Origin of the sequence: Arthrobacter jinronghuae (assembly GCF_025244825.1) — a bacterium.
GTDB classification, from domain to species: Bacteria; Actinomycetota; Actinomycetes; order Actinomycetales; family Micrococcaceae; genus Arthrobacter_B; species Arthrobacter_B jinronghuae.
In genome coordinates this window covers 25,916-46,609 of sequence record NZ_CP104263.1, presented here as the reverse complement: position 1 = coordinate 46,609, position 20,694 = coordinate 25,916, and the positions used below count along the sequence as shown (strand labels likewise).

Genomic DNA, 20,694 nt, shown 5'->3' with positions numbered 1-20,694 from the left:
TCAATCCGGAGGTAACCTCCACAGCAAACCGGAAGAGTCTTCGGAAGGTTTCACCCAGAGTGTCCGACTGGCCTGACCATCGGCGGCGGCGCGCGCGTATGTTGGAAAAATGACGGAAAGCCAGCACATTCTGGTCACTGGGGCCACCGGTTACATCGGCGGACGGCTTGTTCCGCTTTTACTTGAGGACGGCCACCGCGTGCGGGTCCTGGCACGCTCCCCCGAAAAGCTCTCGGATGTGCCCTGGGCATCCGACGTCGAAATCGTCCAGGGCGACCTTTCGGACCGGGAATCTGCCGCGGCCGCCTTCACCGGTATCGACACCCTCTACTTCCTGGTGCACTCCATGGCGTCCGGGAAGGGTTTTGGCGGTCAGGAGGCAGCTATCGCCCACTTGGTGGCCGACGCCGCCGCGGAGGCCGGCGTGCAGCGGATCGTGTATCTCGGCGGGCTGCATCCGGAGGAAGGCGAGTTGTCGCCGCACATGAAATCCAGGACCGAGGTGGGGCGGATCCTGCTCGACGGCGAGGTGCCCGCCGTTGTCTACCAGGCCGGCGTCGTGATCGGTTCCGGTTCCGCCTCCTTCGAGATGATCCGGCACCTGACGGAAACCCTGCCCGTGATGCCGGCGCCAAGCTGGGTACGCCGTCGCATCGAACCGATTGCCGTCCGGGACGTCCTGCACTACCTGGTGCGGGCCGTGGACCTCCCCGCCGGCGTGAACCGGACCTTCGATATCGGGTCCCGGGAAGTCCTGACCTACGCGGAAATCATGAACGGATATGCGGAGGAAGCCGGATTGCCCCGGCGCCGCATCTACGCCCTGCCGCTGCCGGCTCCCCGGCTGGCCGGACTATGGGTGGCCCTGGTGACCCCGATCCCGCGTTCGATGTCGTTGCCGCTGGTGGAATCCCTGCAGCACGACGCCGTTGCCAAGGAACACGATATTGACCAATACCTGCCGCTGCCCGACGGCGGCCTGACGGACTACCACGACGCCGTGAAGCGGGCACTGGGCAAGGAGAAGCGCGGCGAGGTGGAGACCACCTGGGCCAGCGCCTCGGCGTCGTCCGATCTGGCCTCCGATCCCCTGCCCAGCGACCCGGACTGGGCGGGCCAGACGGTTTATGTGGACTCCCGGCAGCGCCGCGCGGCCGTGGATCCGGCCGCGGTCTGGCAGGTCATCGAGGGAGTGGGCGGCCGGAACGGCTGGTATTCGCTGCCCATGGCCTGGGCCATCCGCGGGGTGCTGGACAAAACCGTCGGCGGGGCGGGCCTTACCCGCGGCCGGCGGAACCCCACCACACTGTTCACCGGTGACGTGGTGGACTGGTGGCGGGTGGAACTGCTGGAGCGCGGCACCCTGCTGCGGCTGCGTGCGGAGATGCGGGTGCCCGGCAAGGCCTGGCTGGAGATGCGGGTGGACCCGGACGGCGACGGCGGCAGTGTCTACCGGCAGCGGGCCATTTACTTCCCGAAGGGTCTGGGCGGCAAGCTCTATTGGTGGCTTATTGCCCCTTTCCACGGCCTGATCTTTCCCTCCATGGCCAAGAACATCACCCGGCAGGCAGCGCGCCTCACAACCCCGGCCGCCCCCGACACGGCCGTTTAGGCGACAATCGTGTAACAGCGTCCGCGAAATCCAAAGAAGCTAATATCATCGGTAGGACTATACGCGCCGGTCGAGCCGGCCCAGCTGCAACTATGCCGGTTCCGTCTTCCTGACGGCTCCCGGCGTGTACTTGAGGGGACTTGGCTGTGCAGGACAAGAAGAGCCGTAAATGGCCAATAGCCGCGGCGGTTGCCGCGGTGCTCGTCATAGGCGGAAGTCTCGGCGCAGCCTTCGCCACCGGCCGTCTGGGCCCGTCCGAAACCGGTTCGTCTCCCTCGGCCGGCTCATCGGCATCGGCGTCGCCCTCCGTGCAGGCCGCCCCGGTATCCATCACCACCACGCCGGCTGACGGCGCCGTAGGCGTCAACCCCGCAGATCTTCCCTCCGTCACTGCCACCAACGCAGTCATCAACAAGGTCATCCTGAAGCCGGAGGCCGGCGGAGATCCCGTACCCGGCGTAATGTCCGCAGACGGAGCCGTCTGGACCGCCGATGCACCGTTGGCCTTCAACACCAGGTACGGCATGGAGGTGGTGCTCACCGACTCCGCCGGCAAGGAGACCACACGCAGGCAGGGCTTCGAAACCGTGCTTCCCGCAAATGAAGCCAATGCCTTCATGTATCCGCAGAACGCCGCCAGTGTGGGCGTGGGCCAGCCCATCGACATCACCTTCAGCGAACCGGTCACCAACAAAGACGCCGTGGAACAGGCCATCACGGTCACCAGCACCTCGGGCCAGACCGGTGCCTTCTTCTGGATCACGGACAACCGGGTCCGCTACCGCCCGGAGGCCTTCTGGGCCCCCAACAGCGCCATCACCGTGGACATGCAGTTGTTCGGCGTCGACTTCGGCAACGGCATGATCGGCAACTTCAACGAAACCCGCACCTTCAACACGCACAACACCCGCCTGGCCGTGGTGGATAACAGCACCAAGACCATGCAGGTCTTCCTGGACGGGCAGCTGGTCCGGACCTTCCCTGTCACCCTCGGCGAACCCACCTGGCCTTCGCCCGGCGGCTACCAGGTTGTCGTCAGCCAGCACGAGAAGCTGCCCTTCCGCGCCGAAAGCATCGGACTGTCGCCCGGAGACCCGGACTACTACGAACCGTTCGACGCCTCGTGGGCCAGCCGCCTGACCAACAGCGGCGTCTTTGTCCACCAGGCCCTCGACGGCGCCGTAGGTGCACTGGGCCGGATCAACGTTTCGCACGGCTGCGTAGGGATGTCCGCCGAAGGAGCCAAGTACTTCTACGACACCTTTGACGCCGGCGACGTAGTGCAGGTGCTGAACACCGAAGCCGGGCCGGTCCCCATTGACGACGGCTACGGCGACTGGAACATCCCCTGGGACCAGTACGCCGGGCAGCCCTAAGCTTCCACGCGCAGGCCCAACTCGGCCGCGAACAACGGAGCCAGCAGCATCAACTGCTCTTCGTCCACAGTGAACCCTTTGAGTCCGTCGATTTTGCCAACGCTCCGGAACACGGATCCGCGCAGGTCCGCGTCCACCGCCGTGCCGCCACCCAGCAGCATCGAGTCGATCCGGCAGTCGCGGAACGCCACCCGGTTCAGCCGCGCGCCTTCGAGGTCCAGTTCCCCGATGATGCAGTCGGAGAACAGCACGTTGGTCAGGCTGCAGTCCCGCAGGTCAAGGAAATCGATCTTGCCGCCGTCAACGCGGACGGAGTTCCAACTTCCGCTGTGAAGATCCGCGGAACCCAGGCGCGGATTGGAAATTTCCACGTCCCGAAACGAGGTTTTGGCAGCCCGTAACACTGGGGCATAGAGGTTCTCCAGCGTTGATTCCATAAACCGCGCGGCGGTGAGGTCGGCGTTGTCCAGGGACACGCCGGTGAGGCTGCATTCGGAGAACACTGCCCCGCGCAGCTCTAAGCCGGCGAAAGACTCTCCGTTATAGGCCACCGCTTCCTGGTGGCTGCCCACCGGGACGTCGGCACCGTCGCTCAGGTCCTGCGGGCGGACCAGCTCGAGGACCGGCGGTTTGGTGCCGGTGCTGCGGGAACGCACCATACCTAGGCGGACCGGCGGCCGAAGAGGAAGTATGCGATGGGACCGGCGAAGTTGATGCCGCACGCAGCCATCCACCATCCGCGGCTGCCGCGGATCTGGTCCTTCGGTCGCTTCTTCAAATCCCGCAGCGCTGCTCCGGCGAGCAGGAACTGGACTCCGGTCAGGGCTCCCAGGCCCTTTTTCTGTCCGCTGCTCAGGTCCTTGAGTTTTTTCTTTGCCATCGCCGTGCCTTCCGGTGGGTCGGTTCCCGCCGACGGTCGTCGAACGGGCCTGAACCCGATTATGCGCTATTGGCCGCTTCCGGGAGCAACCGAGCCGGCCTGGCCGAGCACGGAGTGCCCGCCCAGCCGGTGATAGGTGCGGTTGTGGTAAACCAGCGGTTCCTGCTCCGTGCTGCCGGGGAGGATTTCCAGGACGGTGGCTGCGATCAGGATGGAGCTGCCCACCGGGATCCTGCCGTCGATCCGGCAGCGAAGGGCCACGGGGGCTTCTTCCAGGAGGGGTTCGCCGCCGGGCAGCGTGCGGGTTGGCGTGGAACTGAACCGATCCGCGCCCTGCCGGGCGAAAAGTGCAGCGAGTCCGGCATTGTCGGCGCCAAGCAGGTGGACGACGACGGTCTCGGACCCGGCAATGACACCGGCGGTCCCGTGGGTTGAGGCCAGGGAAAAGGACAGGATCGGCGGCTCCGCCGACACGGAGGAAACCGAGGAGGCGGTCAGGCCCACGGGGCCGCTGCCGCCGTCGGCCGTAATGATGGCCACGCCCGCCGGATGGGCCCGAAAGGCGTCCTTGAATGCATCCGTTACATTCCGCTCGCACAGAGCCGTATTCCGCGTCATCTCAAGTCCTTCCGCAGACCAACCCATCGAGGGCATCCCTCAACGCTAGAACGTCAACCTTAGTTGAGGTCAAATCGTGCGGCCTAGACGTCGAATGCCCGGGCTCCCGTGCCGGTGCCCGAATCATCAGGATTCACGAACCGGCACTGGGCCAGCGAGAGGCAGCCGCAGCCAATGCAGCCGCCGAGCCGGTCACGAAGCGCCTGCAGGTGGCGGATGCGGGTATTGAGTTCCTGCTGCCAGGCGGCGGAAAGCCGCTGCCAGTCGGCCTGGTCCGGGACTCCGTCCGGAGGCAGTTCGGCGAAAGCACGGTTGATTACGGCCAGCGGAATGCCTGCCTGCTGCGCGGCGCGGATCACGGCCACCCGCCGCAGCACCGATCGGTCATAGCGCCGCTGGTTACCAGGTGTCCGCCGGCTGGAGAGCAAGCCCTGACGCTCGTAAAAGTGCAGCGCCGAGACGCTGACGCCGCTGCGCTCGGCCACCTGCCCCACGGACAGTTCCACACGCGCCGGCCCGGATCCGGGTGTATTCGCTTCCACGGCCTCGCCTTCCATCGCTGCACCCATTATCCGCCCGCTGCCGCCGCCCGCGTTCCGGAGGCAATTGTGCGGGCGCGCCGGTCCGCGGAACCGAACGAAGCCAGCAGGATTCAGTCCTTCCCTCCCGTTCACTGGCGGCCGGGACTGCGGCATGTGAAAGTGTCCCTATCGGGCCGAAACCGCTGCGTTGCGCGGTCGGTAAAGGTGCCGCCGCAACGAAGGAGGCAGCCATGGATCCCGCACCCCTCGGACCGCCGGAGAAACCCGGAACGCTGGTTTTCCTACCGGGCACCGGCCGGCCCAACCCGCAGCTCGCGGACCGGATCCGGGAGCAGGTGGCCGAGGTGCCGGGATTATCCGATTACCGGGTGCTGGCGGTTGACTGGGCCGCCGCCGCACCCGATGAGGTCAGCTTTGTCCCGGCATTGCCCCCGCGCTATGTCGCCGACGATCCGCCCGGCGTTACCGATACGTCCCTGGCCCTCGCCCTTTTCGGCATGGACCTAGGGGCGGCTGATCCGCTGAAACAGGCCTCCAGTGCCGGTGCCCCGCCGGCGCGGCCTGACGCGGCTTTCCTGGGGGAAACGCTGCAGGACCTGGTCCTGGGGGTGCTCACGGACGCGGGGATCCGGCACCGGATCCGCCTCACGGATGCCGCGGGCAGCTTCTTCGGCAAGGTCGCCTTTTATCTGGCCCACGGTCCCGCCGCCCGTGCCCGCATTGCCGACACCCTGCGCAGTACGGACCAAGATGCACCGGTGGTGCTGTTCGGACACAGCCTCGGCTCCGTGGCGGCTGTTGACCTGCTCAGTTCCCCCGAGGCGGAGGGCATCCGGGTGGATCTGCTGGTGAGCGTGGGCTCGCAGGCGCCGTGGTTCTACCTCCTCGATGCCCTCGCCTACCTCGGACCGGACCGCGGCGGTTCAGGGCCGGCAGTTCCCTGGTTGAATTTCTGGGACGAGCGCGACCTGATTTCCTTTTGCGCCGAACGGGTGTTTGCCGGCCGGGATGTGAACGTGACCGACAGCGAAGTGGACTCGGGCAAACCCTTTCCCGAATCCCATACCGCCTATTTTTCCGATCCGCGCGTGTACCGGCAGCTGTGGGAGCATCTGCGGGAGGCACGCGCAGACAAACCCGGCTCTGGCAACGGAAGCGGAATCTAGTGTTCACTGGATTACATGAGAGCGATCTGGAAAGGCGCCATTGCGTTTGGGCTGGTCAACGTGCCGGTCAAGGTTTATGCCGCCACCGAGGACCACGACGTCAGCCTTCACCAGGTGCACGGCAAGGACGGCGGACGCATCCGCTACCAGCGCCGCTGCGAGATCTGCGGCGAGGTGGTGGAATACAAGGACATCGCCAAGGCGTACGACGACGGCGAGCAGACCGTGGTCCTCACCGACGAGGATCTGGCGTCCCTTCCCGTGGAGAAAAGCCGGGAAATCGACGTCGTGGAATTCGTGCCCAGCGAGCAGGTGGATCCCATCCTGTTTGACCGGACGTACTACCTGGAGCCGGACTCCAAATCGACGAAGTCCTATGTACTGCTCCGCCGCACCCTTGAGGACACCGACCGCACGGCTATCGTGCAGTTCTCGCTCCGGCAGAAGAGCCGGCTGGGTGCCCTGCGCGTACGCGGCGACGTGCTAACCCTCCAGACCCTGCTGTGGGAGGACGAGGTCCGGGAGGCCACCTTCCCCTCGCTGGATGAAAAGGTGCGGATTTCCGCCAAGGAGCTGGAGATGTCCTCGGCCCTCGTGGATTCCTTCAGCGGGGACTTCGACCCCTCGGAATTCACCGACGATTACCAGGAACAACTCAAGACCCTGATCGATGCCAAGCTGGAACAGGGAGAATCGCTCGACACGGAGGAGACCTTCGGCGGAGAATCCGAGGAAGACGAGGGCGGCAAGGTCCTGGACCTTATGGAGGCGCTGCGGCGCAGCGTAGAGAAGAACCGCGACAAAAAGAGCGGCACCGACACTAAAAGCACCAAAGAGGACGGCGCCAAGAAGGCTCCCGCCAAAACCTCGAACTCCAAGAGCACGAAAAGCACAGCCAAAACCCGGAAAGGCGCCTGACCACTATGGCATCTCGTAATTTCTTCACGGACCAGTTCGGCCGGCAGACCATTTTCAAGGTGCCCAACGGGCCGCTCATCGGCTGGGGCGTGTTTGGCGTTGCGTCCATGATGGCACTGACGCCCAGGAACGCCGGGCTGCTGAAAACCCTCAGCAAGGGCTGCCTGATGGTCTGGGCCCTTGGGGAGACCTTCCGGGGTGAAAGCGGCTTCCGGCGCAGCATCGGTGCCGCCACCCTGCTGCGTGAGGTCACCGGCCCGGCGGACCCGGATACTGAAGCCGGCACGCCGAAGGTTTCCGGCAGCAGCCGGAAGCAGCACTAGTCCGCTCGGGGCCGCCCGTACGGGATGATCCCTACTGGCGGTATCCCTCGACTTCACCCACGGGCCGCTCCTGCGCCTCATCCGGGTTCTGTCCGGCGTCGGCCTTGGCCCGCCGCTGGCGGAGGAGGTCCCAGTACTGGTCGAGCTGTTCCTCCACCCGCCTTAGCTCCGCGGCATGCTTTTCGGGTTCCACACCCGGGTCCGCCTCACGGAGGGACTGCTCCTGCGCTACGAGTTCCTGGATCCGGTGCTGGATTTCCTGTTCGTCCATGGCTCCTACGCTAACCGGGGCGGACGGCGGATTCCAGCACTGGGCGCGGCAGTCTAGGCCTGCTGTGCGTTGAAGAAGTCCTTCAGCTCCGCATTGCTCTCGATCGGCTGGCGGTACTCGTCCGAGAGCACGCGCAGGACCGCTTCTTCGTACTCGTCATTGGTGGAGGCCAGTGCCTCGCGGGCAAAACGGACGCGGAAATTGTTCGCGAAGGCGTCGGCGGCGGTTTGGGCTACGCAGTTGTGGGTCGCGACGCCGGCCAGGACCAGGGTCTCGACATTCCAGTTACGCAGCCGCAGCAGGACATCCGTGCCTACAAAAGCGCTGTCTCGGGTCTTCACCAGGCGCGGCAGGTCCGCGTAGTCCAGCCCCGGAATGAAGTCGGCCTGCTCGCTGCCGCTGAAGATGAAGCCCTGGTCGTCGTCCAGCATGCTCAGGGTCCAGGTGGACTTATCCCGCTCGTGTTCGGTGCAGACCATCAGCACCGGAATACCGGCGGCCTTGGCCAAACCGATGAGCTCGTTGGTTTTTTCCACCAACCGTTCCTGATGCTTCTGCAGGGCGGGGCTTTCGAAGTAGGCGTTCTGCATGTCAATGACCATCAGTGCGGCGGACAATCCAGGTTCCTTTCGGCGAAACCGCCCGGTGCGGGCGTGTCGGTAAACCTAGTCTGCCAGCACTGAACGGCTGCAGGCCAAACGCGCGTCCCGGCTGCTGTACCCCCCCGGAACGCTGTGGATCCTAGTTGGGAACTGATCCTTCGCCGGGGTTCGGGTTGCTGCGGTACGAGCTCGATTCGCTCTCACGGCCCAGGAAGATACCCAGCAGGATCATCACTACGGCCAGCACTGCGTGCAGCCAATTGTCCGCCGTGTTGAAGGGAACGAAGTTGGCGTCTGAGTCCAGCGGGATGAGCAGCCCGTAAATGAAGAGCAGGGCGTAGAGGATGCCTCCTCCCAGCAGATAGAGCTTGGCCGAGGAGTGCTTTCGCGCCAGGGCAAGCCCGGCAAAGCCCAGCAGCATGTGGACCACGTTGTGCAGCACCGACACCTGGAAAATACCCAGGAGGGCGGCCTCCGATGCGTATCCCGAGAAGTAAAGCTGGCCGTAATTGATGGTGGCCCCGGGAATGAACCCCAGGACTCCGATAAGCAGGAAAACAATCCCAAAGGCAATTGCGGCTTTTTGCGCACTGGTCCTGCGGGCCGAAAGACCGCCGCCGGAACTGTAGCTGGGGTATGCCATGATGACTCCTCTGCTCCGCAGCACGGGAGGACCGGACCGGGAGGATTCGGTGATCAGGACTTTAAACTGTTGCACAATTGGGGCAAGGTGGGAAGCATACTGACTTTCCAGGACCATGAGGGGGTACCAAATGGGGTTTGCGCCTAAAACGGCGATAGTCACGGGGTCTGATTCCGGCATAGGACGTGCCGTCGCCGTAGCTCTGGCCAAGGCGGGAATGGATGTGGGCATCACCTGGCATTCCGATGAACAGGGTGCCATGGACACTGCGGAGGAGGTCCGCTCGCACGGCCGCACCGCCGTCGTCGCCCGCCTGGACACCACAGATCTGCCCGCATGCGCGGACGTCGTGGACTCCCTGGCGGAGCAGCTGGGCGGCCTGGACGTGTTCGTCAACAACTCCGGGACCGGAGACGGGCAGAAGTTCCTGGACCTGACCTATGACGCCTGGCGCACCACGGTGGACACCAACCTCAGCGGGGCTTTTGTCTGCCTGCAGCGGGCAGCTCAGCGCATGGTTGCGCAGGGCAACGGCGGCCGGCTGATCGCCGTCACCAGCGTCCACGAACTCCAGCCACGGGTGGGCGCTGCGGCCTACACTGCCTCCAAGCACGGGCTCGGCGGGCTGATGAAGACCATCGCCCTGGAGCTGGGAAGCTACGGGATCACGGCCAATTCGGTGGCGCCCGGGGAAATTGCCACCCCCATGACCGGACAGACGGACTCCGACCCTCGGGACGAGGACCGCCCCGGCATTCCCCTGGGCCGGCCCGGCTACGCCTCCGAAATCGCCGACGTCGTGGCTTTCCTGGCCTCACCGGCCTCGTCCTACGTCACCGGGGCCTCATGGCCCGTCGACGGCGGCATGCTCCAGATGGGACCGCAGGGCGGCTCCCACATCACTTCGTCAGCTTGGCGGGAAGGATAACTTGAAATCTCTATGGCTCGATAACGCGCCCGTTATACCCACTGATCCCTTCGACCCCGAGGCGTCCTACGACACCGTGGTGGTCGGTGCCGGACTTACCGGCCTCACCACGGCAGCCCTGCTGGCCCGCAGCGGACAGCGCGTGGCCGTCCTGGAAGCACGCACGGTAGGCGCCGTCAGCACCGGCAACACCACAGCGAAGGTTTCCCTGCTGCAGGGAACGCAGCTCTCCGGCATCACCTCGCACCACAACGCGGAGACCGCCCGCCAGTATGTGGAAGCCAACCGGCAGGGACAAAGCTGGCTGCTGCGCTTCTGCGACGAAAACGGGATCGGCTACGAGGTCCGGGACGCGTACACCTACGCCACCACCGAGCAGGGGCTCAAGAGCCTGCGGAAGGAACACGAGGCGGCCCAGGCCGCCGGACTCGACGTCGAGTTCACCGCGGAGACCGAACTGCCCTTTGAAACCACTGGTGCACTTCGGCTTCGCGACCAGGCACAGATCCAGCCGATGACGGTGCTGGCCGGCCTGGCCAAGGACTACCGTGCCCATGGCGGCACCCTGATCGAGGGCGTCCGGGTGACCGGCGCGCGCCATGAGGACGGGGCCGGCATCAAGGTCGGAACCAGCCAGGGCGAGGTCACCGCCCGGCACCTGGTGTTGGCCACCGGCATCCCGATCCTTGACCGCGGCGGCTACTTTGCCGTCCTGAAGCCCGAGCGTTCCTATGCGGTAGCCCTGCCGGTAACGGGAACGGTTCCGCAGGGCATGTACCTCTCCGTCGATTCGCCCACCCGCTCGCTGCGTACCGCAGAGGCAAACGGCATCTCCTACCTGCTCGCCGGGGGCAACGGGCACACTGTCGGCCGGAAAAAGCACACCCAGGAACTGGTGGACGATCTGGTGGACTGGACCGTGGAGAACTTCGCGGTGGGAAGCGCGGCGAGTTATGCCTGGTCGGCGCAGGACTACTCGCCGGCACGGAGCCTGCCCTACGTCGGGCAGCTGCCGCTGATGGGTTCCAACATCTATGTAGCCACCGGGTACAACAAGTGGGGCATGACCAATGCCGTTGCGGCTTCGCTGGCCCTGAGCGCGGAGATCCTCGGCGGAGAGAACCCGTGGGCGCGCGAGCTGTACAAGCCCCGGGTGGCCCCGCTCGATGCCGCCTCCACCCTGCGGGACAACGCCGAGGTGGGGCTTTCCATGCTCACCGGCTGGGCCGCCGGACTGGCCAACAGCACCGACGCGGCCCCGCCGGAGGGGCAGGGCGTGGTCTCCCGGGAGAACGGGAAGCCGGTGGGTACCTGCACCGTGGCCGGCGAGACCAGCCGGGTGTCGGCCGTGTGCCCGCACCTCAAGGGAGTCTTGAACTGGAACGACGCCGAACAGTCCTGGGACTGTCCGCTGCACGGCTCCCGGTTCACGGCCAAGGGAACTCTGCTGGAAGGTCCCGCCGTCAAGAACCTCGATCCCGCCTGATCGCCGGACCCGGTAAACCCGGACACCGTTAAACAGAGACTGCGGATGCCTTTGAAGGCATCCGCAGTTCTTGTTTAACCTGCCGGATGGTTAGAGGCCGGCCCGGGGTCCGCCGGATTCCGGGTCATCCATTGCCGGATCCACGTCCGGAGCCGCCGCCAGCCGCGACGTGTCAGTGGAGGTAGGTCCTACCGGAGCCGTGCCGGCTGCGCCGGTGGCAGCATTGCCCGGTGCGTCAACGTTTCCCCGCCACGAACCCGTTTCCGAACCGCGGCTCTCAATGAATTCCTTGAAACGGGCAAGATCGGATTTGACCTGCCGGTCATCGGCGCCGACCACGGAACCCAGCTTCTCAACGACGTTTTCGGGTTCCCAGTCCAGCTGGACGGTTACCCGGGTCTCGGCGTCGCCCAGGCGGTGGAACGTTACGACGCCGGCATGGGACTTTCCGTCAGTACTCTTCCACGCGACCCGCTCGTCCGGATGCTGCTCGGTGATTTCAGTGTCGAACTCCCGCTCGACACCGGCCACCTTGGTCACCCAGTGGGTGGTGGTGTCCGAAAGCTGGGTGATGGAGATAACGCCGCCCATGAACTGCGGGAAGGACTCGAACTGGGTCCACTGGTTGTAAGCGGTGGTTACCGGTACTGATACGTTGATTGACTCTTCTACGGTGGTCATGCTGTCCCTCCGGTAGTGCGAATCCTGCCTTTGGCCGGGCCGTTTCCCACCGGCCCCGTTTTCCTCACCGTACACAGGACGACAACGCACTTCAACTGGAAGTAAGGTTGCTTATATTGGCTTTCCCGGGAACCCGTCCATTCTGTTCCGAGCCGCTTCCCGGGGTTAGGCTGGGGAACAATCCACCTGCCGAAGCCGCTTTGTCCGGACGGTATCCGGGCTCTTTCGGCAGGTGAGTCCAGTACTCATTTTTCGTCAACATTGGAGGAAACATGAAGGCATCTGAAGAGCTGACCACCAACCTGCAGGCCGTCCTGGTGGACATGATCGAACTGCATCTGCAGGGCAAGCAGGCCCACTGGAACGTTGTCGGTAAGAACTTCCGGGACCTGCACCTGCAGCTTGACGAGATCATTGACGACGCTCGCATCTTCGCGGACGAACTGGCCGAGCGCATGCGTGCCCTCCGCGCCGTCCCGGACGGCCGCAGCGTGGCGGTAGCCAACGGCACCAGCCTGCCGCCGTTCCCCGCCGGGCTGGTTGACACCCGCGACACCGTGACGCACGTGGTCGCCATGCTCGAGGCCGTCGTCAAGACCATGCGCGATGTGCATGACCAGGTGGACGAAGAGGATCCGACCACCGCGGACATCCTGCATGGCTTTATTGCCAAGCTCGAGCAGTACGCCTGGATGGTGGATGCCGAGAATATCTCCGCCACGGCAGAGGTAGTCACGCCCGAAGACAGCAATCTGGAACCGACCCGCTAAGACTCCAGGTTCCGGGCCGGCGCATCCCTTTACACGGGGTGCGCCGGCCTTTGCCGTCCCTGGAGGCTCTGCCTGCTCTGCGGCCCAGCAGCCGTGCCCCGGGGATCAGCTAACCCGCGATGGCCTGCCGCACTTCTTCCAGTAAATCCATCATGTGCGCCAGCGCGGCAGCACCATCTCCGGCCGCGACGGCGTCGGCCACCAGCGCATGCCCCCGCAGGGCAGCCTCGCTCGGGTTCGGCGGCATCATGCCCTGCCGGGTGCGGCCGGCAAGAACCTCGGCAACCACATCCTGAAGCGATGCGAACATGTCGTTGCCACTGGAGCGCAGCAGCAACGTATGGAATTCAATATCGGCCTGCAGGAACTCCTCCAGCTCCCCAGCCTCCCCGAGCCTTCGAAGCTCCGCGGCCAGCTCCACCATCCGGTCCCGCTCGGCGGCTGCAGCGTGTCTGGCGGCGGCCGCCGCGGCTACCGGCTCCACTCCCACCCGCAGTTCGGTCAGGGTACGGAACTGCTCCGCCCGGCCCGGCCCGGCAAGGCGCCACTTGATGATCCGCGGATCGAACACGTTCCACAGCTGGGGATCCTGCACCACAATGCCGACCCGGCGCTTGGAATACACCAGGTTCATGGACTCGAGGATCCGCATGCAGTCGCGGACAACGGTTCGGGAAACGCCGAACTCCTGCTGCAGCCCGTCAAGCGTGAGCCGGTCCCCCGGCGCAAGCACGCCGGAGGCAATGTCCTGGCCCAGGGTTTCGATGATCCGGGCGTTCAGGACCGCGGCCGGCGGGCCGGCGTGTTCGTTCATATCCACATCTTTCCAGCTACGTTCCCTGTATATTCCTTTAGGTGCATATATGAGTAGGGGGCCCGGATTCAGCAGGAATCCTGCTGATAGCGGCTACCCGCCCCTGCTTCAGCCTAGTCTCCGAAGTGTGCCTTTGATCAGCCGCTGACGGAGCATATGTTTCCTCCGGCCGCGGCACCTTTAGTTGGTGATACCTTTGTGCTCAACAGTTCCGGTCAGCAAACCTGTCCGAACCCGCGACAACGGCGTCCCAAGGAGATTTCAATGGCCCCAGCTGCACAGCACCTCGTCATCATGGGTGTTGCCGGATCGGGCAAAACCACCATTGCCAACCTGCTTTCCAAGCGGCTCGGATGGATTGCGGCGGAGGCTGACGAGTTCCATCCGGCCGTCAATATCGCCAAGATGTCCGCCGGCGTCCCCCTCGACGACGACGACCGGTGGCCGTGGCTCTACGCCATCCGCGATTGGATGGGTGTCCAGGCGGAAAACGGCCGGTGCACCATCGTTACTTGTTCCGCATTGAAGCGCACGTACCGAAATGTCCTCGCGCAGGCGGCCGGGGACGTAACGTTCGTCCATCTGGACGGGAGCGCCGATGTTCTTGCGGAACGGATGAAAACGCGAAGCGGACATTTCATGCCGCCGTCTCTGCTTCCCTCGCAGCTGAGCACCTTGGAGCCGCTTGCCCCGGACGAAGCCGGTCTCCGGATTGAAATAACGGATTCTCCTGCGGAAATCGTGGATGCCATTCTGCGGCACCTGGGCTTCGCGGTCGCCTAGGCATCTCCGCCGGCCCGCCGGTCCAAGGTGAACGCAGGGTGCGGGAAACCGTGGAAAAATAGGTAGCCTCAATAAAATCTTTTGGCGCCTGCACCGCCCTCTGGAAGGACTTTTCAACCATGATGGGTGGCCACCATGCCGCTAGCGGCGCTGCAGCCTGGGTTGCCGTCGCCTCCACCGCTCCCCACGCATTCGGCTGGTATCCGGTGACTCCGCTCGGCGTCGTCACCGGAGCCCTGTTGACCGCCGGTGCCGCACTGCTGCCCGATCTCGACCATCACAGCGGGACCATTGCCCATTCCCTTCCTCCGCTCACCAAAATCCTTGCCCGCTTTACGGAGGCCGTCAGCGGCGGCCACCGGCGCGGCACTCATTCCCTGCTCGGGCTGGCGGTCTTCGTGGCGCTGGCGACGGCACTGGGCAGGGTGACCACGGAGGTGCCGGTCTTCGGATCAGTGGCGCTGGGAGCGGGGATCCTCTCCGTCCTGCTGATGGGATTTGCCTTCAAGGCACTGAAGATCGCCGGCGGACCGGTTCGCAGCTGGTTCCTCGCCCTGGCCTTCTCGGGGTTCATTGCCGTTTATGCCCCGGAAAACAATGACTGGCTGCCGGTGGCGGTGGGTCTGGGAGTGGCCGTACATATTGTCGGCGACCTCCTCACCCACCAGGGCGTAATGATTTTGTGGCCGCTGCGGATCAAGCGCCCGCGTTCCCTGGTCCGCTTCCCTGTGGTCAGTAAGCTCTGGCGGAGCAGCGGCTGCTTCTCGCTGCCCCTGATCGGCGCGGCCGGATCATGGCGCGAATGGGCCCTGATGGTGCCCGTGACCATTTACGCGATTTACGGCGTCACCGTGGACGGCGTGACGGCGCTGACCGGCTGGTCCCCCTACACCTGACCCGAACATCCGCAAGCGAACCCATCCGGTGCGGGGCTAATGTTGAAATGTGGAATTGGGTCTTCTTGCCGTGGTAGGCGTCGCCGTCATTGTGACGGTTGCTGCCTTCTCCAGACGTCTTGGGATAGCAGCACCGCTCATCCTGGTGGTGGTCGGGCTGGCCCTCTCCTATACGCCGGGTGTGCCCGAGTTCTCCGTTCCGCATGAGTTGATCCTGATGGGGGTGCTGCCCCCGCTGCTCTACGCCGCAGCGATCAACGTCCCAGTGGTCGACTTCCGGCGCAACATCGGTGCCATTTCGTCGCTGTCCGTGTTCCTGGTCCTGGTTTCCGCTTTCACCACCGGCTTGCTGCTTTATCTGCTGCTGCCGGACCTCAACTTTGCTGCCGCAGTGGCGCTCGGCGCCGTCGTGAGTCCGCCGGATGCCGTGGCCGCCACGTCCGTCGGCAAGCGGCTTGGCCTGCCGCCGCGCCTGGTGACAGTGCTCGAAGGTGAAGGGCTGGTCAACGATGCCACCGCCCTCGTGCTGCTGCGCTCGGCCATCGCTGCATCTGCCGGCGGCCTGTCCAGCATCTGGGCAGGGGTGGGGGATTTCGGTTTGGCCGTCGTCGTTGCCGTTCTGGTCGGACTGCTGGTCGGCGCGGCCACCGTCTATGTCCGGTCAAGGCTGCATGATCCGGTCCTGGACACCGCCATTTCCTTTGTTGTTCCGTTCATTGCCTTCATTCCGGCGGAGGAAGCCGGAGCGTCCGGCGTGCTGGCCGTCGTCGTCGCAGGGCTTTACACCGGACACCGGAGCGGCTCCGCGTTCACGGCGCAGGCGCGGATCAATGACAGCATCAATTGGCGCACCATCCAGTTCCTGCTGGAAAACGGCGTGTTCCTGCTGATGGGCCTGGAACTCCGGCACCTCGTGGAAAATGTCGATACCAGTTTGCTGCCGGTCCTCGACGCCGTATTGATCGGCCTGGCAACCACCGCCCTGCTGATCCTTGTACGTTTCGCCTGGGTCACCCCCTTGATCTATCTGCTCAGGGCGAAGGTCCGGTATCAGGAACATCGGACCAAGCGATTCAGGCGGTGGCTGGACAAGATCAAGGACGGCGGGCTGACGGATGACCGCCAGCGCCGGCGGCACCGCCGCGGCGAGCTGCTCTACCGCCGGCGCCGGGCCGACGTCGAGCAGTTGAACCGCGAGGGCCTGGGCTGGCGCGGCGGCGTGGTGATTTCCTGGTCCGGAATGCGCGGTGTGGTGACCCTGGCCGCTGCCCAGTCCCTGCCCGATCAGACACCGTACCGCGAACAGCTGGTACTGATCGCCTTTACCGTAGCGATCACCACCCTGCTGCTGCAGGGCCTCACCCTGCCGTGGCTGATCCGTATTCTGGGCGTCCAGGGCAGGGATGTCACAGCGGACCAGCGGGAACTCGCCAAGCTGATCGATGAGCTCAGCGGCGCCGGACTCAGCATTTTGGAGCAGCCCGCAGAGTGCCTGGGCGTGCGTCAGGAGGTGGACCCGGATGTGGTCGAAAGGGTCCGGCAGAGCACCTTCCTCCGCAGCGAACTGGCATGGGAGCGGGTACGCGCACTAGGGGAAAACGAGGATCCGACGCCGCAGCTCCAATACCGGGCACTGCGCCGCGCCGTCGTCGAGGCCGAACGGAACCAGTTGCTGCTGGCCCGCCGCGAGGGACGCTATGCTTCCCGGACCCTTTCCGAGGCACAGCGGTTGCTGGACCTGGAAGAATCCCGCCTGCGCCCCCGGCTCGGGGAACGCTAGCGGGCGCCGCCGGAGCAGCATCGCGGCTGGCCCTCGCCTCAGTCCTGGTGGAGCTGGAGGTAGTTGCCACAGCCGTCGTCGAAAACGGCCTGGGCGCCCGTTGAATCCAGGGTGGGTTCACCGAGGAACTGGACGCCGAGCCCCGATAACCGCTCGTACTCCGCCTGCACATCCGGGACGCCAAGCACCAGCACAGGCAGCTGTTCCCGATACAGCCCCGACCGGTACGCTTCGGCAACCGGGTTGTCGCTGGGTTCGAGCAGCAGGCCCGGACCGCCCGGGTCCTCAGGCGAGCAGACGATGAACAGGTTGTATTCGGGCATGGCCATTAGGGGTTCCAGTCCCAGGGTGCCGGTGTAGAACTCGTAGGCACGTTCCGGGTCCACCACGTGGATACCGCTCATTTTGATTCGCATCCGCGAAACGGTACCCCCGGCTCAGGCGGGTGTCAGCAGTGGCGGAACAGCTGTTGATTCAACGGTGTTTCAACGGCTGCGGCGCGGCTTGCCGTTCTTGCCGGCGCCTTTGCCCTTGGCTGCGGGACGCCCGCCGGACTTTGCCGCAGGCTTGGCCGCGCTCCGGGTCTGGCGTTCCTTGGTCCGCTTCTTGGCTGAGGACTTCTGTTCAGCCTGGATGGAGGGCTGGCGGGAGCTGTTCGCGGTCCGTCCCCGCACCACCCCGATGAACTCTTCTATGTCCGGCTCGTCCCGGTCCTGCAGCCAGGCAATTCCGATCCGGGTTGCCGGCACGCCGCTAACGGGCCGCGCTTCAACGTCCTTCCGGGAGTGCAGACGGGCTACCGACATGGGGAGGATCACAACACCGCTGCCGGCGGCAGCCACCTCAAGGGCGACGGCGGCGCCTCCCATCGCGTCAATGTCCAGAATCGTCTCGCCGTCGAGATCCGCTAGGTCGACGGCGTCGAAGGCCGCCAGGGGGTGCTCCTTTGAGGCAGCGGCCACCGGCTGCTCTTCGTACAGCGGAATCACGTTCACCCCGTCCGGGCGCGCGAAACCTTCGGCAGGAATACGGATAAACGCCAGATCCGCCCGGTTGGAGGCAAGTTCCTCCAACGCGGCAGGCTCCTCACACTGGAACGTCCGGAGTTCCTGGTCCTGCCGTTCCCGCCAGCGGGTAATCCATTTGCCCGGTGTCACGCCCGGTACGTAGGCCACGGTCAGCGGCCGCGACGTCGCCCCCTGCAGGGGTGCTGATGTGTCTGTGGGCATCAGAACACCTTAGCCCACCGGAAGGTGGCGCGGCGGGCGGATACCCTTGGAATATGACCACCGAGAAATCTCCCCAATCCATGAAGCCTGCCACGGCAGCCAAGAAACTGGGTATCTATCTGCCCGCAGCGCCGCAGGATTTCCAGGACGGGCCTATTTCGCGGGCCCGGTTCGACGAACTGCAGTCCAATCCGCCTGAGTGGCTCACCGAGCTGCGCCGCACCGGCCCGCATCCGCGCCCCGTCGTGGCGCAGAAGCTCAACGTCTCCATCGGGGGTTTGACCCGCGCCGGCGTGACCGAGGCCCTGACCACCGAGGAAATCAAGGCACTGCTGGCCCAGCCGCCGGCCTGGCTGGTTGAGGAACGGGCGAGCTTTGCTGCCGTCCGTGCCGAAGCCCAGCGCGTAAAGGAAGCCGAAGCCAAGAAGGCGGAACGCGCCTAGGAGCCGTTCGGCTCACCGGATTCGCAATAAGGGAGGGGCCGCGCAGATGCTGCGCGGCCCCTCCCTTATTGCGTTGGCCCTTGTTCGGAGTCCCTGCTCCGGGGGGGGATCGCCCGGGACGCGGGACGCAAAAAAGAATGACCCCGGCCGTCTGGCCGGGGTCATTCTTTATCTATGTGCGCGAGGGGGGATTTGAACCCCCACGCCCTTTCGGACACTGGCACCTGAAGCCAGCGCGTCTGCCGTTCCGCCACTCGCGCATAAATGGTTTCCCGCGGCGACGCTGTGCGGACGACCTCACACGATCCAAGTGGATCCTGCCTGTGATCATTCGTTGCGTTTCCTCGGGAACAGCAGAATCAAGCATACCGGCATTTTGGCCAAACACCTAAACGGCTTCCGGGACAACCCAAAAACCGTGCTGTTGCAGGGAAACGCCGGCTGTTCTCCCGCCTGCACAGGGGAGGCCGGGAAGCCGGCAACGGATGTGGAACAGCGACCGGACCGGCGCGCGGGGCGCCGGGACGGCGGTAAGACATTTATCTGCAGTCACCAGTAGTATCGAAGTGGACGCATATACCTGTGCTCTGCCGGAACCAGTCGTGAACCAGTCCCGAACCAGTCCCGGCAGACAATTGAGCCCGCACCGCGGCGCCGGGCAGGTACTGCTGACGAGGCAATTCAACGGACAGGACACGGAAGGAGACGAACTTGGGCATACTCGACAATGTCGAACGCGGCATCGAAAAGATTGTTCGTGGTGCTTTCGCGTCCGGTTCGTCCGGCCGTGTTGAACCGCTGGAGCTTGCCATCGCACTCCGCAAGGAACTGGATCAGCATTCCATGGTCCTGGGCCAGGGCCGGACCCTGGCACCGAATGTCTTTACGGTGCGGCTATCCACCTCGGATTTCACCCAGGCGCAGAAGTGGGGCGCGCCCCTGGCTGAAGAGCTCTGCGACGTAGTCATCAAGCATGCCCGCAGCCAGTCCTACACTCTTCAGGGGCCGGTGCGGGTTTCGTTTACCCGCGATTCCTCCCTTAAGGCAGGGGTGCTTGAAGTGGATTCGTCCACTGAAAAGTCACCCTCGGCGCAGACCCGGATGCCCTCCCCTCCTGCACCGCGGCAGGGACCATCGGCTCGGATGCAGCCCGTCTTGGACGTTGACGGACAGCGTTACACCCTTAATGCGCCCTCAGTGGTTCTGGGCCGCTCCTCAGAAGCCGACATCCTCGTGGACGACACCGGCGTTTCCCGCCGTCACCTGGAGATCCGCACTGAGAACGGAGCCAGCCGTGCCGTCGATCTGGGCTCCACCAACGGCAGCTTCGTCAACGGCCAGAAAGTTCAAGGTGAAGCAGTGCTTACCGATGGATCCACAATCACCATGGGGCGCACCCGAATCGTCTTTCGGCTGCTGCCCGTCCGGACCGGGGGACGTTAGTGCTCAGCGAATTAACTGAAACGCTCCTGCGCTACGGCTTCCTGATCCTGCTGTGGATCATGGTGGTCAGCGTAGTCGGTGCCATCCGACGCGACCTCGCCGTTGGCAGCCGCAACCGGACCGGGACCCCGACGGCCCGCCAGATCCGCAAGGACCCGAACCTTGAAAAGCGTGCGCCGGCCCCCAGCAAAGTGACGCCGAGGGAGCTCGTGGTGACGGAAGGTCCGCTGCGCGGGACCACACTGGACCTGGCCGCCAGCCCCATCCTGCTCGGACGGGCACAGGAAGCAACCCTCGTCCTGGAAGACGACTATGCCTCGGGCCGCCATGCCCGCCTCTTCCCCCAGGGCAGCCGCTGGTTCGTTGAGGACCTCGGTTCAACAAACGGAACCTATCTCGGTGGAAGCCAACTTACCCGGGCGTTGCCCGTCGAACCCGGTGTGCCGATCCGCATCGGTAAGACGGTCATCGAATTGAGGCCCTGACAGTG

25 protein-coding genes and 1 tRNA gene are annotated in these 20,694 nt (G+C 64.8%); 14 read left to right on the top strand and 12 right to left on the bottom strand.

Translation table 11 applies throughout. From position 1 onward, the window contains the following. Window positions 1-109: 109 nt before the first annotated feature. A complete protein-coding gene (locus N2K98_RS00240; protein WP_255864459.1) occupies window positions 110-1,612 on the top strand; it encodes an SDR family oxidoreductase in 1,503 nt (500 codons plus the stop codon). Window positions 1,613-1,758: 146 nt separating this feature from the next. Further along, complete coding sequence (locus tag N2K98_RS00235; RefSeq protein WP_255796288.1) at window positions 1,759-2,988, top strand: L,D-transpeptidase; 1,230 nt, start codon at window positions 1,759-1,761, stop codon at window positions 2,986-2,988. On the opposite strand, the gene N2K98_RS00230 is transcribed toward N2K98_RS00235, so the two are convergent. From N2K98_RS00230 to soxR, 4 genes are all read right to left on the bottom strand, one after another. Next, complete coding sequence (locus tag N2K98_RS00230; RefSeq protein WP_255864460.1) at window positions 2,985-3,647, bottom strand: pentapeptide repeat-containing protein; 663 nt, start codon at window positions 3,645-3,647, stop codon at window positions 2,985-2,987. The two genes, N2K98_RS00235 and N2K98_RS00230, sit on opposite strands and share 4 nt — an antisense overlap. A gap of 2 nt (window positions 3,648-3,649) precedes the next feature. Then, window positions 3,650-3,868, bottom strand: coding sequence for a PLDc N-terminal domain-containing protein (locus N2K98_RS00225; RefSeq protein ID WP_255864461.1), 219 nt, complete (start codon window positions 3,866-3,868; stop codon window positions 3,650-3,652). 66 nt (window positions 3,869-3,934) lie between these two features. Then, window positions 3,935-4,486, bottom strand: a complete 552-nt coding sequence (locus N2K98_RS00220; RefSeq protein ID WP_255796291.1) for a flavin reductase family protein — start codon at window positions 4,484-4,486, stop codon at window positions 3,935-3,937. Window positions 4,487-4,569: 83 nt separating this feature from the next. Then, a complete protein-coding gene (gene soxR, locus N2K98_RS00215; protein ID WP_255864462.1) occupies window positions 4,570-5,028 on the bottom strand; it encodes a redox-sensitive transcriptional activator SoxR in 459 nt (152 codons plus the stop codon). A gap of 230 nt (window positions 5,029-5,258) precedes the next feature. Between soxR and N2K98_RS00210 the strand changes: the two genes are divergently transcribed. From N2K98_RS00210 to N2K98_RS00200, 3 genes are read left to right on the top strand one after another with little or no spacing between them, the layout of a single operon-like run. Continuing rightward, window positions 5,259-6,194, top strand: a complete 936-nt coding sequence (locus N2K98_RS00210; RefSeq protein WP_255864463.1) for a thioesterase domain-containing protein — start codon at window positions 5,259-5,261, stop codon at window positions 6,192-6,194. A 15-nt stretch (window positions 6,195-6,209) separates the two neighbouring features. After that, window positions 6,210-7,112, top strand: coding sequence for a non-homologous end joining protein Ku (ku, locus tag N2K98_RS00205; protein ID WP_255796294.1), 903 nt, complete (start codon window positions 6,210-6,212; stop codon window positions 7,110-7,112). A 5-nt stretch (window positions 7,113-7,117) separates the two neighbouring features. Beyond that, window positions 7,118-7,435 carry a hypothetical protein gene (locus N2K98_RS00200; protein ID WP_255796295.1) on the top strand — a complete coding sequence of 106 codons (318 nt, stop codon included), beginning with the start codon at window positions 7,118-7,120 and terminating at the stop codon, window positions 7,433-7,435. Between the two features lie 31 nt (window positions 7,436-7,466). Here N2K98_RS00200 and N2K98_RS00195 read toward each other — a convergent pair whose 3' ends face one another. The 3 genes from N2K98_RS00195 to N2K98_RS00185 all read right to left on the bottom strand — a co-directional run bounded on the left by N2K98_RS00195 (window position 7,467) and on the right by N2K98_RS00185 (window position 8,951). Continuing rightward, window positions 7,467-7,706: a DUF2630 family protein gene (locus tag N2K98_RS00195; protein WP_255864464.1), complete on the bottom strand. Its 240-nt coding sequence runs from the start codon at window positions 7,704-7,706 to the stop codon at window positions 7,467-7,469. Window positions 7,707-7,759: 53 nt separating this feature from the next. Beyond that, complete coding sequence (locus tag N2K98_RS00190; protein WP_255864465.1) at window positions 7,760-8,323, bottom strand: cysteine hydrolase family protein; 564 nt, start codon at window positions 8,321-8,323, stop codon at window positions 7,760-7,762. Between the two features lie 124 nt (window positions 8,324-8,447). Beyond that, window positions 8,448-8,951 (bottom strand): DUF4383 domain-containing protein, encoded by a 504-nt coding sequence (locus tag N2K98_RS00185; RefSeq protein ID WP_255796297.1) that lies wholly within the window; start codon window positions 8,949-8,951, stop codon window positions 8,448-8,450. Window positions 8,952-9,081: 130 nt separating this feature from the next. Between N2K98_RS00185 and N2K98_RS00180 the strand changes: the two genes are divergently transcribed. Together N2K98_RS00180 and N2K98_RS00175 are read left to right on the top strand one after the other, a co-directional pair. Beyond that, window positions 9,082-9,879, top strand: a complete 798-nt coding sequence (locus N2K98_RS00180; protein WP_255864466.1) for an SDR family oxidoreductase — start codon at window positions 9,082-9,084, stop codon at window positions 9,877-9,879. A gap of 1 nt (window position 9,880) precedes the next feature. Continuing rightward, window positions 9,881-11,365: an FAD-dependent oxidoreductase gene (locus tag N2K98_RS00175; protein ID WP_255864467.1), complete on the top strand. Its 1,485-nt coding sequence runs from the start codon at window positions 9,881-9,883 to the stop codon at window positions 11,363-11,365. Between the two features lie 90 nt (window positions 11,366-11,455). Here the strand turns inward: N2K98_RS00175 and N2K98_RS00170 are convergent, their stop codons facing one another. After that, the gene (locus N2K98_RS00170; protein WP_308219808.1) at window positions 11,456-12,046 is read right to left on the bottom strand and encodes an SRPBCC family protein; all 591 of its coding nucleotides are present in this window, start codon (window positions 12,044-12,046) and stop codon (window positions 11,456-11,458) included. A gap of 272 nt (window positions 12,047-12,318) precedes the next feature. On the opposite strand from N2K98_RS00170, the gene N2K98_RS00165 reads away from it, so the two are divergent. Continuing rightward, window positions 12,319-12,816 (top strand): Dps family protein, encoded by a 498-nt coding sequence (locus N2K98_RS00165; protein WP_255796300.1) that lies wholly within the window; start codon window positions 12,319-12,321, stop codon window positions 12,814-12,816. A gap of 109 nt (window positions 12,817-12,925) precedes the next feature. On the opposite strand, the gene N2K98_RS00160 is transcribed toward N2K98_RS00165, so the two are convergent. Beyond that, entirely contained in the window at window positions 12,926-13,630 is a 705-nt protein-coding gene (locus N2K98_RS00160) for a FadR/GntR family transcriptional regulator (protein ID WP_255796301.1), read from the bottom strand. A 264-nt stretch (window positions 13,631-13,894) separates the two neighbouring features. Here N2K98_RS00160 and N2K98_RS00155 point away from each other — a divergent pair, with 264 nt between their 5' ends. From N2K98_RS00155 to N2K98_RS00145, 3 genes are all read left to right on the top strand, one after another. Continuing rightward, window positions 13,895-14,413, top strand: coding sequence for a gluconokinase (locus N2K98_RS00155; protein ID WP_255864468.1), 519 nt, complete (start codon window positions 13,895-13,897; stop codon window positions 14,411-14,413). Window positions 14,414-14,532: 119 nt separating this feature from the next. Beyond that, on the top strand, window positions 14,533-15,309 hold the full coding sequence (locus N2K98_RS00150) for a metal-dependent hydrolase (protein WP_255796303.1): 777 nt from the start codon (window positions 14,533-14,535) through the stop codon (window positions 15,307-15,309). A gap of 49 nt (window positions 15,310-15,358) precedes the next feature. Further along, window positions 15,359-17,089, top strand: coding sequence for a cation:proton antiporter (locus tag N2K98_RS00145; RefSeq protein WP_255864469.1), 1,731 nt, complete (start codon window positions 15,359-15,361; stop codon window positions 17,087-17,089). A gap of 38 nt (window positions 17,090-17,127) precedes the next feature. Here N2K98_RS00145 and N2K98_RS00140 read toward each other — a convergent pair whose 3' ends face one another. Both N2K98_RS00140 and N2K98_RS00135 read right to left on the bottom strand, forming a co-directional pair. Then, the gene (locus N2K98_RS00140; protein ID WP_255796305.1) at window positions 17,128-17,505 is read right to left on the bottom strand and encodes a VOC family protein; all 378 of its coding nucleotides are present in this window, start codon (window positions 17,503-17,505) and stop codon (window positions 17,128-17,130) included. 69 nt (window positions 17,506-17,574) lie between these two features. Continuing rightward, a complete protein-coding gene (locus tag N2K98_RS00135; protein ID WP_255864470.1) occupies window positions 17,575-18,318 on the bottom strand; it encodes a LysR family transcriptional regulator substrate-binding protein in 744 nt (247 codons plus the stop codon). Window positions 18,319-18,398: 80 nt separating this feature from the next. Between N2K98_RS00135 and N2K98_RS00130 the strand changes: the two genes are divergently transcribed. Further along, window positions 18,399-18,761: a DUF5997 family protein gene (locus tag N2K98_RS00130; protein WP_229951524.1), complete on the top strand. Its 363-nt coding sequence runs from the start codon at window positions 18,399-18,401 to the stop codon at window positions 18,759-18,761. Between the two features lie 177 nt (window positions 18,762-18,938). Here the strand turns inward: N2K98_RS00130 and N2K98_RS00125 are convergent. Next, window positions 18,939-19,021: transfer RNA gene (locus N2K98_RS00125), tRNA-Leu, on the bottom strand. A gap of 451 nt (window positions 19,022-19,472) precedes the next feature. On the opposite strand from N2K98_RS00125, the gene N2K98_RS00120 reads away from it, so the two are divergent. After that, window positions 19,473-20,204, top strand: coding sequence for an FhaA domain-containing protein (locus N2K98_RS00120; RefSeq protein ID WP_255864471.1), 732 nt, complete (start codon window positions 19,473-19,475; stop codon window positions 20,202-20,204). Further along, window positions 20,204-20,689, top strand: coding sequence for an FHA domain-containing protein FhaB/FipA (locus tag N2K98_RS00115; RefSeq protein ID WP_442860070.1), 486 nt, complete (start codon window positions 20,204-20,206; stop codon window positions 20,687-20,689). Before N2K98_RS00120 ends, N2K98_RS00115 begins: the two co-directional genes overlap by 1 nt. Window positions 20,690-20,694: the final 5 nt, after the last annotated feature.

Bases quoted from the DNA above. Each gene is read 5' to 3' on its own strand.
- N2K98_RS00240 (WP_255864459.1), top strand. From the start codon at position 110: ATGACGGAAAGCCAGCACATTCTGGTCACTGGGGCCACCGGTTACATC.
- N2K98_RS00230 (WP_255864460.1), bottom strand. From the start codon at position 3,647: ATGGTGCGTTCCCGCAGCACCGGCACCAAACCGCCGGTCCTCGAGCTG.
- N2K98_RS00225 (WP_255864461.1), bottom strand. From the start codon at position 3,868: ATGGCAAAGAAAAAACTCAAGGACCTGAGCAGCGGACAGAAAAAGGGC.
- N2K98_RS00220 (WP_255796291.1), bottom strand. From the start codon at position 4,486: ATGACGCGGAATACGGCTCTGTGCGAGCGGAATGTAACGGATGCATTC.
- N2K98_RS00210 (WP_255864463.1), top strand. From the start codon at position 5,259: ATGGATCCCGCACCCCTCGGACCGCCGGAGAAACCCGGAACGCTGGTT.
- ku (WP_255796294.1), top strand. From the start codon at position 6,210: ATGAGAGCGATCTGGAAAGGCGCCATTGCGTTTGGGCTGGTCAACGTG.
- N2K98_RS00200 (WP_255796295.1), top strand. From the start codon at position 7,118: ATGGCATCTCGTAATTTCTTCACGGACCAGTTCGGCCGGCAGACCATT.
- N2K98_RS00195 (WP_255864464.1), bottom strand. From the start codon at position 7,706: ATGGACGAACAGGAAATCCAGCACCGGATCCAGGAACTCGTAGCGCAG.
- N2K98_RS00185 (WP_255796297.1), bottom strand. From the start codon at position 8,951: ATGGCATACCCCAGCTACAGTTCCGGCGGCGGTCTTTCGGCCCGCAGG.
- N2K98_RS00180 (WP_255864466.1), top strand. From the start codon at position 9,082: ATGGGGTTTGCGCCTAAAACGGCGATAGTCACGGGGTCTGATTCCGGC.
- N2K98_RS00170 (WP_308219808.1), bottom strand. From the start codon at position 12,046: ATGACCACCGTAGAAGAGTCAATCAACGTATCAGTACCGGTAACCACC.
- N2K98_RS00165 (WP_255796300.1), top strand. From the start codon at position 12,319: ATGAAGGCATCTGAAGAGCTGACCACCAACCTGCAGGCCGTCCTGGTG.
- N2K98_RS00160 (WP_255796301.1), bottom strand. From the start codon at position 13,630: ATGAACGAACACGCCGGCCCGCCGGCCGCGGTCCTGAACGCCCGGATC.
- N2K98_RS00155 (WP_255864468.1), top strand. From the start codon at position 13,895: ATGGCCCCAGCTGCACAGCACCTCGTCATCATGGGTGTTGCCGGATCG.
- N2K98_RS00150 (WP_255796303.1), top strand. From the start codon at position 14,533: ATGATGGGTGGCCACCATGCCGCTAGCGGCGCTGCAGCCTGGGTTGCC.
- N2K98_RS00140 (WP_255796305.1), bottom strand. From the start codon at position 17,505: ATGCGAATCAAAATGAGCGGTATCCACGTGGTGGACCCGGAACGTGCC.
- N2K98_RS00135 (WP_255864470.1), bottom strand. From the start codon at position 18,318: ATGCCCACAGACACATCAGCACCCCTGCAGGGGGCGACGTCGCGGCCG.
- N2K98_RS00130 (WP_229951524.1), top strand. From the start codon at position 18,399: ATGAAGCCTGCCACGGCAGCCAAGAAACTGGGTATCTATCTGCCCGCA.